Here is a 17001-nt window from a genome sequence, read left to right as displayed (position 1 = left end):
TAACAGTTACTAGGTTTTAATACAATTAAGAATCTGGGAATTTTTTAAAAGCTAGGCTGACATTGTGACCACCAAAACCAAAGGAATTAGAAATAGCTAAGTCTACCTTTTGTTTTCGACTTTGGTGTGGAACATAATCCAAATCACATTGTGGATCGGGAGAATCTAAATTGATAGTAGGAGGAATTTCATCTTTTGCAACTGTCAATACTGTGGCGACTGCTTCAATACCTCCAGAACCGCCCAAAAGGTGACCAGTCATGGATTTTGTTGAACTAATACCAATATTATAAGCGTGTTGCCCTAATGCTTTTTTGATTGCTAAGGTTTCATTGACATCATTGGCAAACGTACTAGTACCATGAGCATTTATGTAACTGACTTGATTCACAGACGAACCAGCATCTTTGATTACTAATTCCATAGCCTTAGCAGCTCCTATACCTCCAAGAATAGGAGATGTCATGTGGTAAGCATCACAGGTCATCCCATAGCCAATGATTTCTGCATAGATGTTAGCTCCACGGCTTTTGGCGTGTTCTAGTTCTTCTAGCAACAGAATCCCAGCTCCTTCCCCCATGACAAACCCATCGCGGTCATAGTTAAAAGGACGAGAAGCGTAAGTTGGTTCTTCGTTACGAGTTGATAGAGCCTTGGCAGCAGCAAATCCAGCAACTAATAAAGGGGTAATGGGTGCTTCTGTACCACCACAGATCATAGCTTGAGCATAACCCTGTTGAATTAAACGAAAAGCCTCTCCTATAGCATTCGCCCCTGCAGCACAGGCGGTGACTGTACAAGAGTTAGGTCCTTTTGCTCCTGTATGAATTGCTACTAATCCAGCAGCCATATTAGCAATAAACATTGGTATCAAAAAAGGACTGCATCGGTCGGGGCCTTTGGTTAGGTAAATTTCTTGTTGTTTTTCAAAAACATTCATGCCTCCACAACCATTACCGATGATTACCCCAACTAAAGGGGCATTTAATTCACTGATGGTAAACTTGGCATCTGTGATCGCTTGCAGGCTAGCACAGACTGCAAAGTGAGCATAGCGATCCATACGTTTGACTTCCTTGCGCTCTAAATAATCACATGGATCAAAGCCTTTGACCTCTGCTGCAATCTGACAGTCGTGTTTTGAGGCATCAAAACACCTAATAGGTGCAACGCCACTACGGCCTTGCACTAGCCCCTGCCAATAGTCTGCTACCGTGTTTCCTATGGGGGTAATTGCTCCTAAACCTGTAATTACTACACGCTTTAACTGCAAATTTTCCATCATCAAGTCTTATTTATACGTTGTTGCAAATCTCATCAAGTAGGCAGAAAAATAACTGAAGTAAGAGCATGAACTCAAATTTGCACTTGTGAGTTTAGTAGTTTTTTGGTTTTAGTACTTTTCACCTTTTGTTAACTGCTTGTAAAAGCTACCAAAAATGAACCTATCATAATTTAATCGAAAGATAATTTATTTTTTTATTAACGTAAGGTTAAATTTGAGGATACAAAATTATTTAGTAAATAACTACTATATATGCTAAATTGAATAGTGTTTTTTATTGCATCCAAGATTACGTCACTAGAGAGATTAGAACCTGAAATAGAAGTGATTAAACTATCTGTAACCTTGGTTTTACATGGTGATCGCGTAGCTCAAATATTAGTCAGTCTACGACGCTTTTTCCTGTTATTCCTCATGAGAGTGATGAAAGAGCAATAATTATATGATTCAGGTTCTTAGAGGATGTTTGGAAAGTATTAAAGGAATCTATTAAGCGAGTCTTCTCAGCATTAACCGAATCATTGCAATTTGCACAAATGTTTCATGCGTTTGCGGTAAAATTTCGTAGTCGGGACTTAAACGACGACACCAATTAAACCAACCAAAACTACGCTCAACAACCCAACGTTTTGGCAGCAGAACAAAGCCTTTAGCATCAACGGGACGGCGTACAACCTCCAGAATCCAACGGTAAGTGTCCATGACCCATTTCATAAACCCCTCACCTTGGTATCCAGCATCAACCCAAATACAAACTAACCGTGTTAGGCGAGCGCTAATTCTGTTCTTTGCTTGCGTGAATAATTTTCTCGCTCCGGCTTGATCTGATTCATAAGCCGAGGTAACTACAACCATTAAAACCAATCCAAGCGTGTCAACAAGGAAATGCCGTTTACGTCCCTTAACCAGTTTTCCCGAATCAAAACCGACGGCTTGCGATACCATTGTTCCATTTTCTACAGATTGACAATCAACGGTTGCAGCAGTTGGGTTTGGTTCTCGCTCTTCTAGGACACGTACCCATTGTTGAAGTTTATGGTTCATCACCTCCCATGTACCATCTATACGCCATTTTCGGAAGTAATAGTAGACCGTTTGCCCTGAAGGGGAAGTCATGTGGCAACATACGCCATGCACAACCTGCACAAAGAATATAAAAGATGGCACTAATCACCGCACGTAGGTCAACGCAACGGGGACGACACCCTGGATTTTCCGGAGGGATAAGCACCGATAACAATTCCCATTGTTCATCTGTCAAGTCCGTTGGGTATGATTTAGACATGGCTCAAGTAACGCTGTCGCATTTTTATCTACTGACAGAATATCGTTACTTGAGCTTTTTTTGACTTTCCAAACATCCTCTTAGAGGGTGTTTAATTGGCAATACTTTAGATTCTTCTAATTTCTTGTGTCAAACCTGATTGAGATGCTTTTACCCTGCCTGCGTAAGTCCTGTTACTGTTAGCCCAACTAGATGATCTGCGACAGATAAATACTCCACAGGGCATTGAAGTCGAGATGTGGGATGTGAAACGGTTTACCGTGAGGTACAAGCTTATATCCTCAACAAATTTTCTTTAGTTTGATAGTATAAGCTTCTTTGAATAACAGTTAAACCAACGATCCCAGTAATCTTCTTTATTAGTTAATTTCGCTAAAACGCGGTTGTAGTTGGCAAACCAACCTTCCCAATAATCGCTAGGTTGTTTAACGCAACCATCGCAGGTGGGACAACCAGCTTTACATTGAGGTACTGTATAAAAACTACCGACGCAGTTTGTGCAAAGTTCGGGATCAATCCAGCGGTTACCATCAACTATTTTGATTGCACCAGTTGGACATACAGACAGACACAGATCGCAGGAAATACATTGGCTAGTGATTTTGTAAGCCATGACTATTCTCCTTTCTGGGGGTTGGGGATTGGGCGTTGGGTACTGGGTATTGGGTACTGGGTACTGGGTACTGGGTATTGGGTACTGGGTATTGGTGATTGGGAAAACTCTTCCCATTTCCTAATCCCTAATTCCTAGTCCCTAGTCCCCAATCCCTAACCCCTAGTCCCCAGTCCCTATTTCCCTAGTCCTTCGACATATTGCTCGTAAAATTCCAAAGCAACCTTCTCAATGACGTCGTAAGCTTCAACAGTCTGTATGCCAGCTTTGTGCAATTCTTCTTTGGGACAGTTTCCAATTTTGGAGACTAAAACCGCTTTGCAATCTGCGATCGCTTTAATAATGTAGTCTAGAGTGGCTTCTTCTCCAAACCCACCTTGGCAATAATGGTCAATTTTACGATGACTGATAAAGCGAACTTCACTACCATCCACTTCGTAAATCTGGAATTCTTTCGCATGACCGAAGTGCTGGTTAACTAATCCACTACCTTTGGTTGCTACTGCAACGAGGATTTTGGGATTGTTAGCAAATTTCTTGCCAGCTAGCGCCTTGTCTTTGGCTGCTTTAAGTTCTTCTTTAAATTTCTCAATACCTTCGTGAACTTCTTGGCGTTGTTCCAGGTTATATTCTGGAGCCATTTCTAAGAATTTATCTTTGGTAAATTCTTGGCTGCGGTCTTCTCCTAATAATCCTACAGCATCGGCTCGGCATTGACGACAGTGACGCATCATCTTCATGTTGCCGGCGCAATTGTCTTGAACTTCTTTGAGTTCTTTGGTAGTAGGGCCGCGCTGACCGGTTAAGCCGAAGTGTGTGCCGTGTTCTGGTGCAGAAATCAACGGCATGATGTTGTGCAGGAATGCGCCGTTTTCACGAATAAATTTATTCACTTCCACCAAGTGCTGGTCATTAATCCCCGGAATCATTACCGAGTTGACTTTGCACAAGATGTCGGCTTCTTTGAGGGCTTGCAATCCTTCCATCTGCTTTTCGAGCAGAATCTTAGCTCCCTCAACGCCTCTGTAACGTTTACGCTTATAGTGAACCCAAGAATAAATCTGTGCGCCGATTTCTGGGTCTATGGTGTTAAGGGTAACAGTAACGTGATCTATATTTAATTGTTTGATGCGATCAACGTATTCGGTTAGCATCAAACCATTGGTTGATAGGCAAAGCTTAATATCTGGTGCTTTGTCTGCAATCAACTCAAAGGTGCGGAAAGTCTTTTCTGGGTTCGCCAGTGGATCACCAGGGCCTGCAATTCCCAAAACTGTCATCTGGGGAATCTTACCTGCAATCACCAAAACTTTGTGCGCGGCTTCTTCTGGAGTTAGCAACTCGCTAACCACACCAGGGCGACTTTCATTAGCGCAGTCAAATTTGCGGTTGCAGTAGTTGCATTGAATGTTACAGGCTGGTGCAACTGCAACGTGCATTCTAGCGTAGTGATGATGGGCGTCTTCACTATAACAAGGATGCTTGGCAATGCGTTCTTTGAGCTTTTCGTCCATTTCCACGGTGGCGCTGCTATCGCATCCGCAACCACCTGATTTTGCTTGGGTAGTTGTCGGTTCCTGATTGGAGGAGGTGAGGAGTCCTGTAGCCGGTAGTGTCATTGAATTTCGCAAAATGTCGGTGGACTGGATGCCACTGTGAGAGATGCCGTTGCTACTCTTTATGCCTAGAAATTGAAGCCGCGACTGTAATCACATTGCCCGCAAGGGTTTACTCGTTTGCGCTAGCATAGACGCTGATTAAAGCGATCGCTCGCAGAGTAGGCAGGCTATACAATCCTTGATTCTCGGCTGGTGTGTGTCAACGTTTGGGTCGTGGGTAGAGTTTGTGCGTACAGCCGCGACTTCTATTCATAGAGGCATGGTGCTATCTCATCCCTCCAGTCACTCTTCGCTTTTGCTTAGAAGCGTTAAGTGATTGGCGATAAAAGATTTATATCAGCCGTCTCTCACTCCGGCAGTATGTCTATGTAGGATAGAATTTATTGGATTTATTAAGCTTGTACTCAAATCCTCAAACCCTTGTTTATCAGTTATTTCAAGAATTAAAAAATTTTATTTCGGGTAGAGGTACGAGTATTTTCCTATTGGGGTACGAGTATTTCTGGAGTGGGGTACAGGATTTCTTTGTACTCAGCGAATACTCAATACCAGCAAGGGTTTGAGCGCTATTTCAAATTCTTTGTGGGCGTTTTTGGCTGTACTCAAATTTCCCCCAAACCTCACCCAAAGCCAGCATTTACAGGGGATTGAGGGGGGAAAAACTGGAGTAGCACGACGTAGCCTACTCCAGATACGTGCGAAATTCAATTCTGTATCCAACATATCATTTTTTTTTAGGGAAAAATGTAATTCATATTTTCTTAAGTTTTTAGCTAATAATGATATTAACTATCGCATATAACTTTTATATAGCAAGGGTTCCAAGCTTATGAAAAGAGCAAGGCTAATGAAAATTTCTGGCAAAACTTAATTTTTCTATATAAAATTAAAATAAAATTCGCCTTCAAATAGCAGCAGAATTTACAGATTAGATAAACAGTTATTTGAAGCACAAATTGCAGGCGATCGCTAAACTGAGATTAAAGGCAAAAACTATGAAAGCAGCCCTTATGCGAGGCTATGGAGCCACTGATGTTTTGCATTACGAAGATTGGCAGCAACCGCAAATTAAACCCGATCAATTACTAGTGAAAGTCCACGCCAGTAGCGTTAATCCCGTTGATTGGAAAATCCGCCAGGGAATGTTGAGTGTGCTTACAGGTATCAGCTTCCCGATGATTTTGGGCTTTGATGTGGCGGGAGAAGTGGTTTCTGTAGGTTCGCAAGTTACCCGTTTTCAACCAGGAGATGCCATTTATGGCAGCACTAGCTTCCCTGGCGGTGCTTACGCGGAATTTGCCGCCATTCCCGAAAATTTGGCAGTGCCCAAACCAACGAATTTGAGCTATGAAGAAGCAGCCACAGTACCCTTAGCTGCACTAACAGCGCTGCAAGCTTTACGCGATCTGGGTAATATTCAAGCTGGACAGACAGTTTTGATTAATGGTGCTGCGGGTGGGGTGGGTATATTTGCAGTGCAAATTGCCAAAGCCTTGGGAACAGAGGTGACGGGTGTTTGCAGTACCAAAAATTTGGAGTTTGTTAAATCTCTGGGAGCAAACCGCGTTATTGACTACACGCAACAAGACTTCACCACAGAGGCGATAAAGTACGACATCGTTTTTGATACAGTGGCCAAGCGTTCGTTTTCTATGTGTCAAAAAGTTCTAAAGCCAAATGGGGTTTATGTGACAACTTTACCTACCCCTGAAGTGTTGGTGCAGAGTGTCTTGACAGCATTCTTGCCTGGTCAAAAAGCTAAATTAGTTGTGGAAAAGCCTAATACTCAAGATTTAGTTTATTTAAAAGATTTGATTGAGGCGGGTAGAGTTCGCACTGTGATTGACCGCACCTATCCACTACCAGAACTAGCACAGGCTCATGCGTATAGCGAAAGTGAGCGGGCTGTGGGGAAAATTGCGATCGCTGTTACTAGTTGATGTGTAATTTTTTATCTCATGCAGAAGAGAGCGCAGAAATAGGATTTTTACAAAAAGTTTAGGGATTTGAAGTCTAATCACAGAAAAATTATTGGTGTTTGTCTGTGGTTTGTTTTTATTCTATGGAGGTTTGTATATGAAGCCAAATTTTGAGTTTTGGATGGCGAAGCATTAACTCTAACAGCAATTACAAATTATCTGTGTCAATTCCCTTTTCTTTGAGTTTAGCTAACAATTCTTGATAGCGATCGCGCTCTTTTTCCAATTCTTGTAAAGCCGCTTCCTTCGCTTGACGTTCCTGTTCTCGTAAAGAGTCAATTTCTACAGGTGACAAAAACTTTTGTCCGGTAGGAGAAACAATTTCCAGAGTATCAGGTGTTAGTTGAAAACGTATTCCCAAACGCGGACTTACCCAGCCATTCATCTCTTCGATAACTTCAAAACTCTCCTCAGAACGAAGCAAGCCATTTAAATCGTTCTTATCCGGATCGTAAATATAATATTCTTCTACACCGTAACGTTGATAAAACTGCAATTTTTTGGTCATTTCTTTGAGGGTGTTACCTGGCGATAGTATTTCAAATACTACCTGTGGGGGTATATTATCTTCATCCCACTGTAAATAGGAACCCCGTTTTCCTTTTGGTCTACCAAAGACTACCATTGTATCCGGTGCTTGTTTAATATTAGGGTTTCCTTGAACTGGATACCAAAACAAATCTCCGGCGATAAATACATCAGCTTGCGATGCAAATAAAATTTCTAAATTTTCTTTAATTTTGACAATCCATGCAAATTGTTCTGTATTATCTGCCATTGGCTGTCCGTCGCTTTCCGGGTAGATGACTTCGATGGTGTTTTCTGGTGTGACTTGTTGTACCACTACTGCACCTCCAAGTATGGGGTTTTGCTGTTATTTATAGTTTAGACAAGGTTGGATGCGTAAGCGCAAAGCGGTTCGGCAGTCCGCCCTTGCGGGTTCCCCGACTTGTTCGCTGAAAGCATTCCCGCAGGGTAGCAACTGCCGAACCCGTTCGTCGAAGACGTTCCCGAAGGGTAGGGCTTGTCACCAGACATCGCTCTTGTGCATTTTATTCCTGCGATGCCTACGGCTGGCTACGCCCACGCGTTTGCTGTGCTACTTGCTGTACTTGTGCAATGTCCAAATCCAACGCCTGTGCTATCTGTTCCACAGTTAAACCCAGTGCTAAAAACTTAGGTACAGCTTCTAATTTTGCTTCCAAACGACCTTTCTGTTCACCTTCTTCTCTAGCTTCTTGATAAACTCGTGTTTGCTTCAATTCACTTAAACCAAACATTGCTTCTATCTCCTTTTGACTCATTTTCGGAAATTTATAAACTAGGATTGTCTCTATTAATTCTAGTAATTGTTTTTGTGGGAGTTGCAAATTTACGGCTTGCTGGGTACGGTTGATTAATTCCCTGGCGGTGCTAATGGCTGTATCTTCCTCTTCAACCACTAATTTTATCGTAGCAATGCCTAGCGGTAGTGATGCAGTTTCGCCTAATTCATCTAAGTAAATTAGACTGATCCGCTGACTTTGAAAGAATTCTAAGAAATCTTCTTTATCAGCTATATCTATATCTCTACTAGGATAAATCACCACTCCCCGCCAAGGATTTTTACGTTGATTCTGGCGTAAGTATAAACAAATTTCCGATACCAGGCGCAAGTAAATATCAGAGTCTGGCTGAAATTGGACTTCTACAAAATAAATCGGGCTTTCTTCATCTTGGGTGGGCAGAAATACACCGTCGATTCTAAAAGCAGTTTGTTTGATTTCAACTGAAGCAAATTGATATATGTTAGCGGTTTCGGGAGGGTTGCCAATTAGTTGAAAGAAGATGCTGGGGAATTCTTGAAATAGGCGATAAAATATGCTGTCGGTTTTCACTCTGGATGTTGTTGTAGCATAGTTTTTAGCTGTAGCGATTTTATCATTGCAGTAACTGTTATTTACTTGCTCTTGTAACGTATTACAAATTACGAATTCGAGTTGTGTGCGATCGCGGCAATTATTCCGGTGTAAACCGAGATTGTTTAACACTGTAAGGCTTAATATTATTTATGTCACAATTGAGGAAAAGAATATATATAAAACTCATATTTGATTTTTGAACAAAATTCAGTACACCTTTATTCCTTCTTCCCAGTCCCCAGTCCCCAATCCCCAGTCCCTTACCTCTACGAGTGATTCAGAAATCAAATCGGATTGCTATATCCTACAACCCGGCAACCACTTATGTGTGTGATTATTTGCCAGTACTTGTCCAATTTCTACCGGGAAATTCAGCTATTCCGTTTTAGTGACATAACTGGCAATGTGTTTATTTTGGCAGGTGATGAACTGCAAATTCTTGTATTTCGTGATGGAACTTGGAGATTTGTCAATGAAACCTAATTTTGCTCAAATGTCCACCAAAGAATTGAGAGCATATGTGCTTGCTCATCGGGAAGATATAGAAGCGTTGGAAATTCTATTTAGTCGGCGTACTCCCGACTCAGAAGCAATTATATATCCGTCGATGTTTACTGAAAATGGTCAACCTATAGAAGAGAATATTGGGATAATTGAAGAAGCGATAACTTCGTTCAGCTTCGCTAACGCTCAAAGAGTCCAGCAAGAGAAGAATAATCAGGATTAATAGTCCTGTATTGTTGGTAAATTTTACTTGTTACCTGTGCGTAGACGCATAGCGGCTTGTCGTTAGACATCGCTCAACATAGATCCAGATCATCTTGATTAATCCTAATTACTATAATTTTTCCCTTTTGCGAAAATATTACTGATTTTGTTAACAACTCGGCAATCTGGTTATTTCTCAAGTTGTTTAATGCGGTTTAGAGCATCTTGATAGGCACTTTCTTTTCCTTGTTGCTTATACAAATCGGCAGATTTACGAAAATCTACAATTGCTGCTTGCTTATCTCCTAAAGCAGAACGAGCATTACCCCTGTTGTAGTAAGCATTTGCATAGTTGGGATTGATTTTGATGGCAGAGTTGTAATCTACAATTGCAGCTTGATTATCTCCTAAATTAGAGCGAGCTAAACCCCGGTTGTAGTAAGCAAGTTCATAGTTGGGATTGATTTTGATGGCAGAGTTGTAATCTACAATTGCAGCTTGATTATCTCCTAAATCAGAGCGAGCAATACCCCGGTTGTTGTAAGCATTTGCATAGTAGGGATTGATTTTGATGGCTTGGGTGTAGTCTTCAATTGCTGCTTGGTTATCTCCTAAATCAGAGCGAGCAATACCCCGGTTGTAGTAAGCAAGTGCATAGTTGGAATTAATTTTGATGGCTTGGGTATAGTCTTCAATTGCTGCTTGGTTATCTCCTAAATCAGAGCGAGCTAAACCCCGGTTGTTGTAAGCAAGTGCATAGTTGGGATTAATTTTAATGGCTTGGGTGTAGTCTTCAATTGCTGCTTGCTTATCTCCTAAATCAGAGCGAACAATACCCCGGTTGTAGTAAGCAAGTGCATAGTTGGGATTGATTTTGATGGCAGAGTTGTAATCTTCAATTGCTGCTTGCTTATCTCCTAAATCAGAGCGAGCTAAACCTCGTCCGATGTAAGCATTTGCATAGTTAGGATTGATTTTGATGGCAGAGTTGTAATCTTCAATTGCACCGCGAAAATCTTTGTTGTTGTATTTTTCTAATCCTTCCTTATAGTAAGTATTAGCACTTTTCTGTTCTATTCTTACTGGATTTGTCAGTCCTAGCAAATAAAAAGTACCAGCACCCATCAATACAATTAATGGAATAACAACAAGATATATAGGAATAGAATTTTTTTGGCGGGGTGGTGGCGGTGGTGGCGGTGGTAGCGGTGGATTTAAATCTTGTAAAACTTCCTCAGCCGACTGATAACGCTGCTGGTATTGTTCTTGCAACAACTTATCCAGCACACGCCCCAAATTCTGACTCACGCTTTGCTGTAAATGCTGTCTCCAATTAGCAACCCAGCCATAACCTTGTCGTTTCCACAACTCCCAAGGGGGAATTCCACTCAATAGGTGAAAGCAAGTTGCACCCACACTATATAAATCACTTGCTGGGTAAGCTTCACCACCCTGCATCTGTTCCAGTGGCGCATACCCAAAAGAACCGATGGTGGTTCCTGGTTGAGTCATCACCGTTGCTGTCAGTTGCTTGGATGCACCAAAGTCAATCAGCACCAATTTACCATCACCGCGACGAATGATATTTTCTGGTTTGATATCGCGGTGAATGACTTTGTGTTGATGAACTGTTTTGAGAATATCTAACAAATCAAGCAATAATTCTCTGAGTTTTTGCTCGTTGAAAGTTCCCTGCTGTTGTAATTCAGCCAATAAATTCTGTCCGTTGATAAATTGCTGCACTAAATACAGACGATTATCTTGCTCAAAATACGCCAACAGTGTAGGTATTTGTGGATGTTCTCCTAACTGTTGCAGTCGCCTTGCTTCTTGATCAAATAGTTCTGTTGCTTTATTTAATGCGCCAGTTCCCTGGACTTGCGGTGCAAATTGCTTGATGACACAATGCTCATTTAGTTTGTCTGTATCTTCTGCCAAATAAGTTTTACCAAATCCCCCACCACCTAATGATTTAATTGGGCGATAGCGGTTTCTTAGCACTACTAGTCCTGTACCGCAGTTAGAGCAAAACATTGTGCCATCAGGGTTTGGCGGGTTCTGGCAAGCTGGATTTAGGCAGCAAGTCATAACTGTGCTTTTATGGGCAAGTGTATTTATTATCCCTCAACCGCAACCAACTCCCGATAAAACCCGCAAAATATTAGATAATTGCCAGATGTTTTGAGCAATTAGAACAAAATCCTCGGTTTCACCCTAATATTAAGCCTCTCAAAGGTGACTTGGTAGGCTACTACCGTTGTTGCATCGGGGACTATCGAGTAATTTATCAAGTCGATGATGAAACAAACTAGGTCATTGTAAATACTATTGCTCATCGACGAGATGTTTATGAATAAAGATGAATGACTAAGGTTCGCGTCTAAAGTATTTTATTACTGAAAATTACGAGAAAATGTGCGATCGCATCCTCATTCTGGGCATTTTATACGTAGCAAATATTGCTACTTAACCCTAGAATTAACACAGTAATAATACGATGGCGTATCAAAACATCACAGGCTCCCTTTCACCAAAAGATATCCAAGAAATTAAAGCCGCGCTACAGACTATCCAAAGAAAGTTACCCTTTTTAATCACTCTCAGCAACGAAGAACGGCGTAGCTTAGTAAAAATGGGTGATAAAAGTCTCGCCTTTGTGAACAATAGCATTACCGTTGCTCAGTCGAACCGTGAAATTCTCCCAGCTAGCTTTAAGGTTGAGGAACTTGTCCGGGATTATCAATTAGCCACCGCACTCACCGAAGTTTTAATCTCAATGCGCCAAATTACTGAACAAGTAGATGATACTCTACTGGCAGTTGGTAGCGAAGCTATGACCAGCAGTTTGACCGTTTATGACTATGTAAAGACGGCTGCAAAAAAAACTCCAGGTCTAAAAACTGTCGCTGAACAATTAGGTGAACGCTTTAAAGCTATCAAAGGTAGACCGACTAAAGCCGCATCTGGTTCGTGAGCAATTAATCCTTATTACAGCTATTTTCAAGTAGAACAAGTCAATTTTTTTACCTTACGCAAAGGCGCAAAGGCGCAAAGAAGAAGGTAAGAGTATGGTCTACATAGATAAAAAATACTGTAATGAGGCTTGGAACTCCATTAATCAGTCTTAGATACTCATTAATGAGGCTCAGAACTTCATTAATGAAGCTTAGAACTCCATTAATCAGTCTTGAATACTCATTAATGAGGCTCAGAACTCCATTAATCAGTCTTGGATACTCATTAATGAGGCTCAGAGCTCCATTAATCAGTCTTGGATACTCATTAATGAGGCTCAGAGCTCCATTAATCAGTCTTAGATACTCATTAATGAGGCTTAGAACTCCATTAATGAGGCTCAGAACTCCATTATTCAATTACAATGTAACTTGCTTGTGCTGATAATTGCGATCGCAAGCGCAATTAGACCAGTGTATTTTTTTTTACCAACCACCAAAAGCGCCAAGTTCACCAAGAATTATTCGCTCAAAATCTTTGACGTTCCTCTCTGCGTCTCTGCGCCTCTGCGTGAAATAAAACACCCTTCTTGGCAACAAATTAATTTAAAAAGTATATATATTTACAGACAACAAATACTAAAAGAAAGTGAAGAAATTAGGTTTTTTTAATAGCAAAATTATAAAATAGGAAACGTAACTCGATATACAGATATTCCCTTCGTTGCCCCTTGTACCTCATTTTTCTTAGCAGTTGAGTACAGTTTAATATATTGCAAAATAAGTTCTATAAATGATTGCAAAGTGTTACAGCTAGAGGGTTTAGTGATGAGTAGAGAAATTCTTAACCCCCTACCTGATAAATACTAGTACCCCTATTGTGAAAAGCTAGCGCCCCTACCCCAAGACAAATTTGAAATTTCGCTGTAATGGGGGTTAAGGGGTATGAGTACAACATTAATTAATCCAATAAATCCAATAGACATTGGTTTTACTGTCCCCTTACAAGCCGCCTGATATAAGCAGAAAAATAGCACACGGCTTTTTGAACCAGACAGTACCGATGCAACAGATATTAGATAGTATCAAAAATTCCAAGACTGCAAGTAAGCCGGATTCTGCAAATACCTTCCTGCTGAAAAATCTACTCTCTGGCTATTTTTTTGAGCCATTATTGAGTGATTTTCGCATTATTTTTGAGCGCGATCCAGCAGCCCGTAATTGGTTAGAGGTAATATTTTGTTACCCTGGTTTGCACGCAATCTGTTTGCATCGTCTTGCCCATTGGTTGCACCAGCGAGGAGTAGCTTTCTTTCCCCGCTTGATTTCTCACCTGGGAAGATTTTTCACAGGAATTGAAATTCACCCAGGTGCAAAGATTGGTAAGGGCGTGTTTATCGACCACGGTATGGGTGTTGTCATTGGCGAAACTGCTATTGTGGGGGACTACACGCTGATTTATCAAGGTGTTACTCTCGGTGGTACTGGCAAAGAAAGCGGTAAGCGCCATCCTACTGTCGGCAAAAATGTTGTTGTAGGTGCGGGTGCGAAAGTTTTAGGCAATATTCAAATAGGCGATCGCGTCCGGGTTGGCGCAGGTTCGGTTGTGTTGCGGGATGTCCCTACAGATTCTACCGTCGTCGGAATTCCTGGACGCATTATTTCTCGCAATCAAGGCGAACCTCTAGAACACGGTAAGCTACCCGATGTTGAAGCCAGCATGATTCGCTCTTTGCTTTCCCGCATTGAGCAACTTGAACAACAACTGCAAAGCCTCAGTAGCCAGAAGAAAGATGAGGTAAGACAGTAAAACTCGTCAAATCGTTGTTCCAACATTTTAAATTTTGAATTGCTTATGTTGCCACCCAGTAGTTACGATGCTTTAGGCGATCAAGTTTTGCACATTCCTTTGAGCGATCGCTGGCGAATCTATCACCGCTTGCAAGAGTTAAAGATTAACAGTTCCTGTCCGGCTGATGGTTCTTTACGAGTGCGAGTCAATAATTGCGTTGAAGCAATTCTAATTCGCAGCACTGTTATGCAATGTCTCGCTTCTCGCCACGAATTAATAGACTGGCTAGAGCGTTGCTGGAATAATAGTCCTGAGTGCTGAGTGCTGAGTGCTGAGTAAATAGTTATTAGTTACTCTCCTTGTCTCCTTGTCCCCAGTCCCCAGTCCCCAGTCCCCATGCTCAATCCCCAATGCATAATCACCTAATAGGTTTGGAAGTTGAAGTTACTGTTCGCTAGGAAATTTTATTGCAGACTGTAAGAAGTAACGCTTCACTTCGGGTTTGATCCGAACTGCTAGATTTAAAGTTTTCCTGACATATTCTGGCAATTAAAAATTGAAATTACCAAGTATAGGTGGGAATTTATTATTTTTAATTTCGCCACAGTTCTGAAGTTTAAAGTCCAATTATGGTCATCCGTAACAGCGATATACAATTTCTCAATTTTTTACATAATGAACTCGAACTTTCCAGTGCAGATATTTCTGTCGCGTTACGACACCGTGAGTTAGATAACGGCCCTTTACCAATGCTTCTTTGGCAGTATGGGCTAGTTGATTTAGAGCAACTTGAGCGGATTTTCGATTGGCTAGATGACCAAATTTAACTAGTTTTCACCTCTAAGTTATAGCGTGAACATCAGCCCGGATACAAACTAATTATGGGAAATAAGTCAAGTATGGCTATGGTTTGCAGCATAATTGCCAAGTTTAAAATTTTACTTGAAATCAACTATTTGCTACTTTGCAAGCTCCTGATTTTCAACTGTAAAAACAATTTGCAAATGATACCTGCTTTTGGTTCCCTGTCATACAGATGTGAAGTTGGTAATAGGAGCATAATTAAGAGTCATGAATCATGTCTTATAAGATTCTTAAGCATTTACCGCTCACCTTTGAGATTTATATAGGCATTTACCATTACTAGCGATTGCAGACAACCAGTGATGCAATCAAGAAACAATATTAAGAATAATTCCCATAGAGAGATGTTAGAGATGAATCAAATCCTCATTAATGACACTACATTACGTGATGGTGAACAAGCAGCTGGTGTTGCTTTTAACTTAGAAGAGAAAGTTGCGATCGCTAAGTTTCTCGATACCATTGGTGTTCCCGAATTAGAAGTCGGTATTCCAGCAATGGGCGAAGAAGAAACACGTGCGATATCAGCAATTTATAACTTAGGTTTGCAAGCCAAACTGCTAGCCTGGAACCGTGCTGTAATATCTGATATTAAGGCTTCTATGGTCTGCGGTTTACAGCGAGTTCATATTGCTATTCCCGTTTCTGGTATCCAAATTGCTGCCAAATTTCATGGTCAATGGCGAGTAAGTTTGCAAAAGCTCAAAGACTGTGTAAGCTTCGCTGTTGATAATGGTCTTTGGGTAGCAGTAGGGGGAGAAGATTCCTCAAGAGCTGATGAAAACTTCCTCTTAGACGTAGCCCTGTATGCTCAAGAATGGGGTGCATCACGGTTCCGCTTTTGCGACACTGTAGGAGTTCTCGACCCTTTTACTACCTACAACAAAGTCAAGCGATTGGCATCAGCTTTGACGATTCCCGTAGAAATCCACACCCACAATGATTTTGGTCTGGCTACTGCCAATGCTCTTGCTGGTATCCAAGCTGGAGCTGCATCAGTAAATACTACAGTCAACGGCTTGGGTGAAAGAGCTGGAAATGCAGCTTTAGAAGAAGTTGTTATGGCTGTTAAACGCATCTACGGCGTGAATTTGGGCATTGATACCCCTCGATTGCTGGAACTATCTCAACTTGTGGCTTCAGCATCAGGTTGCAGTGTACCACCTTGGAAAGCAATCGTTGGCGAAAATACCTTCGCTCACGAATCTGGAATTCATGCTCATGGTGTGCTGCAAAACCCTGTTACTTACGAACCATTTGCTCCTGAAGAAGTAGGTTGGGAAAGACGTTTAGTGATTGGTAAACATTCTGGTCGCCATTTAGTGTCTAACTTATTAGAACAACATGGTATTTTTCTCAATTCGCAAGAAACCCAAACTGTTTTAGATGCAGTGCGCCAGCAGTCAGTCCAGAAAAAACGCAGCCTCACCACAGAAGAACTGTTGAATTTAGTCCGAGATCAGAGGTATTCTCATGCAACCCGATGAGTTAGAGCTTGACTTACCACCCGTTTTTGAAATCGGCGAAAAAGTACGACTACGCAAGCTGATTAAAAACGATGGCACATTTCCCGGCCAAGATATTGGGGTAGTTTTAGCCAAAAAGGGAGAGACTGGCTACGTTGCAAGTATAGGCACATATTTGCAGAGATCCTATATCTATGCTGTGCATTTCTTAGATACAGGGTTCGTCATCGGTTGCCGCAAAAAAGAACTAGAATCTGTTGAGGAAATTCATGAAAGTAATGCTACGGATGAATAACGCCGGTAAATTGATTGCTTACGTCGCTAAAAAAGATTTAGAAGAAGAAGTAGTCAAAGAAACAGACGGCGCAGAGGGGAAGATTCTCACCTTAGCTAATGGTTGGGAATTAGAGTTTCGTGAATTTCCAGACCAAAAAAATTTACCTCAAACTGTAGAAGCTAAACGTCTCGCATAAAATTCTGACATGACAGTAAATAAAGAAGGTAAAAGGTAAAAGATAGATTTTTCCTTCTTCCT

General features: G+C 41.3%; 20 protein-coding genes. 12 read left to right on the top strand and 8 right to left on the bottom strand.

Annotation, left to right across the window (positions count from 1 at the left end):
- Positions 1 to 25 precede the first annotated feature (25 nt).
- The 3 genes from fabF to AC5JL8_RS31145 form a co-directional block, all read right to left on the bottom strand.
- Positions 26 to 1282, bottom strand: coding sequence for a beta-ketoacyl-ACP synthase II (fabF, locus tag AC5JL8_RS31155; protein WP_495883744.1), 1257 nt, complete (start codon positions 1280 to 1282; stop codon positions 26 to 28).
- A gap of 492 nt (positions 1283 to 1774) precedes the next feature.
- A protein-coding gene (locus AC5JL8_RS31150) for an IS5 family transposase (RefSeq protein ID WP_495883541.1) occupies positions 1775 to 2570 on the bottom strand; the annotation gives its coding sequence in 2 pieces (ribosomal slippage) (positions 1775 to 2392 and positions 2394 to 2570; 795 coding nt in all).
- 295 nt (positions 2571 to 2865) lie between these two features.
- Positions 2866 to 3183: a 4Fe-4S binding protein gene (locus tag AC5JL8_RS31145; RefSeq protein WP_495883540.1), complete on the bottom strand. Its 318-nt coding sequence runs from the start codon at positions 3181 to 3183 to the stop codon at positions 2866 to 2868.
- On the opposite strand from AC5JL8_RS31145, the gene AC5JL8_RS31140 reads away from it, so the two are divergent.
- Positions 3182 to 3307 (top strand): hypothetical protein, encoded by a 126-nt coding sequence (locus tag AC5JL8_RS31140; protein ID WP_495883539.1) that lies wholly within the window; start codon positions 3182 to 3184, stop codon positions 3305 to 3307. The two genes, AC5JL8_RS31145 and AC5JL8_RS31140, sit on opposite strands and share 2 nt — an antisense overlap.
- A 52-nt stretch (positions 3308 to 3359) precedes the next feature.
- Here AC5JL8_RS31140 and nifB read toward each other — a convergent pair whose 3' ends face one another.
- A complete protein-coding gene (nifB, locus tag AC5JL8_RS31135) occupies positions 3360 to 4802 on the bottom strand; it encodes a nitrogenase cofactor biosynthesis protein NifB (RefSeq protein ID WP_495883538.1) in 1443 nt (480 codons plus the stop codon).
- A gap of 995 nt (positions 4803 to 5797) precedes the next feature.
- Here nifB and AC5JL8_RS31130 point away from each other — a divergent pair.
- A complete protein-coding gene (locus AC5JL8_RS31130) occupies positions 5798 to 6742 on the top strand; it encodes an NAD(P)-dependent alcohol dehydrogenase (protein WP_495883537.1) in 945 nt (314 codons plus the stop codon).
- Between the two features lie 187 nt (positions 6743 to 6929).
- On the opposite strand, the gene AC5JL8_RS31125 is transcribed toward AC5JL8_RS31130, so the two are convergent.
- The 3 genes from AC5JL8_RS31125 to AC5JL8_RS31115 are packed head-to-tail and all read right to left on the bottom strand — an operon-like array spanning position 6930 to position 8658.
- On the bottom strand, positions 6930 to 7625 hold the full coding sequence (locus tag AC5JL8_RS31125) for a Uma2 family endonuclease (RefSeq protein ID WP_495883536.1): 696 nt from the start codon (positions 7623 to 7625) through the stop codon (positions 6930 to 6932).
- 34 nt (positions 7626 to 7659) lie between these two features.
- Entirely contained in the window at positions 7660 to 7812 is a 153-nt protein-coding gene (locus AC5JL8_RS31120) for a hypothetical protein (RefSeq protein ID WP_495883535.1), read from the bottom strand.
- Between the two features lie 36 nt (positions 7813 to 7848).
- Entirely contained in the window at positions 7849 to 8658 is an 810-nt protein-coding gene (locus tag AC5JL8_RS31115; protein ID WP_495883743.1) for an Rpn family recombination-promoting nuclease/putative transposase, read from the bottom strand.
- A 318-nt stretch (positions 8659 to 8976) separates the two neighbouring features.
- On the opposite strand from AC5JL8_RS31115, the gene AC5JL8_RS31110 reads away from it, so the two are divergent.
- Both AC5JL8_RS31110 and AC5JL8_RS31105 read left to right on the top strand, forming a co-directional pair.
- A complete protein-coding gene (locus AC5JL8_RS31110; RefSeq protein WP_495883534.1) occupies positions 8977 to 9165 on the top strand; it encodes a DUF6888 family protein in 189 nt (62 codons plus the stop codon).
- The gene (locus AC5JL8_RS31105) at positions 9155 to 9409 is read left to right on the top strand and encodes a DUF6887 family protein (RefSeq protein ID WP_495883533.1); all 255 of its coding nucleotides are present in this window, start codon (positions 9155 to 9157) and stop codon (positions 9407 to 9409) included. Before AC5JL8_RS31110 ends, AC5JL8_RS31105 begins: the two co-directional genes overlap by 11 nt.
- 170 nt (positions 9410 to 9579) lie before the next feature.
- Here AC5JL8_RS31105 and AC5JL8_RS31100 read toward each other — a convergent pair whose 3' ends face one another.
- Complete coding sequence (locus AC5JL8_RS31100) at positions 9580 to 11478, bottom strand: tetratricopeptide repeat protein (protein ID WP_495883532.1); 1899 nt, start codon at positions 11476 to 11478, stop codon at positions 9580 to 9582.
- 77 nt (positions 11479 to 11555) lie between these two features.
- Between AC5JL8_RS31100 and AC5JL8_RS31095 the strand changes: the two genes are divergently transcribed.
- The 8 genes from AC5JL8_RS31095 (at position 11556) to nifT (ending at position 16939) form a co-directional block, all read left to right on the top strand.
- Positions 11556 to 11702, top strand: a complete 147-nt coding sequence (locus AC5JL8_RS31095; RefSeq protein WP_495883742.1) for a type II toxin-antitoxin system RelE family toxin — start codon at positions 11556 to 11558, stop codon at positions 11700 to 11702.
- A gap of 185 nt (positions 11703 to 11887) precedes the next feature.
- Positions 11888 to 12364, top strand: coding sequence for a hypothetical protein (locus AC5JL8_RS31090; RefSeq protein ID WP_495883531.1), 477 nt, complete (start codon positions 11888 to 11890; stop codon positions 12362 to 12364).
- A gap of 1043 nt (positions 12365 to 13407) precedes the next feature.
- A complete protein-coding gene (gene cysE, locus AC5JL8_RS31085; protein WP_495883741.1) occupies positions 13408 to 14154 on the top strand; it encodes a serine O-acetyltransferase in 747 nt (248 codons plus the stop codon).
- A 45-nt stretch (positions 14155 to 14199) separates the two neighbouring features.
- Positions 14200 to 14457 (top strand): Asr1405/Asl0597 family protein, encoded by a 258-nt coding sequence (locus AC5JL8_RS31080; RefSeq protein ID WP_495883530.1) that lies wholly within the window; start codon positions 14200 to 14202, stop codon positions 14455 to 14457.
- A 308-nt stretch (positions 14458 to 14765) separates the two neighbouring features.
- Positions 14766 to 14963, top strand: a complete 198-nt coding sequence (locus AC5JL8_RS31075) for a DUF2949 domain-containing protein (protein WP_495883529.1) — start codon at positions 14766 to 14768, stop codon at positions 14961 to 14963.
- 390 nt (positions 14964 to 15353) lie between these two features.
- Positions 15354 to 16487, top strand: coding sequence for a homocitrate synthase (gene nifV / locus AC5JL8_RS31070; protein ID WP_495883528.1), 1134 nt, complete (start codon positions 15354 to 15356; stop codon positions 16485 to 16487).
- On the top strand, positions 16474 to 16761 hold the full coding sequence (locus AC5JL8_RS31065) for a nitrogen fixation protein NifZ (protein ID WP_495883527.1): 288 nt from the start codon (positions 16474 to 16476) through the stop codon (positions 16759 to 16761). Before nifV ends, AC5JL8_RS31065 begins: the two co-directional genes overlap by 14 nt.
- Positions 16736 to 16939, top strand: a complete 204-nt coding sequence (nifT, locus tag AC5JL8_RS31060) for a putative nitrogen fixation protein NifT (protein WP_495883526.1) — start codon at positions 16736 to 16738, stop codon at positions 16937 to 16939. The genes AC5JL8_RS31065 and nifT overlap by 26 nt, the downstream gene beginning before the upstream one ends.
- Positions 16940 to 17001: the final 62 nt, after the last annotated feature.

It is taken from the genome of Mojavia sp. (genome assembly GCF_059505145.1).
This window is presented reverse-complemented; position numbering and strand designations above follow the sequence as displayed.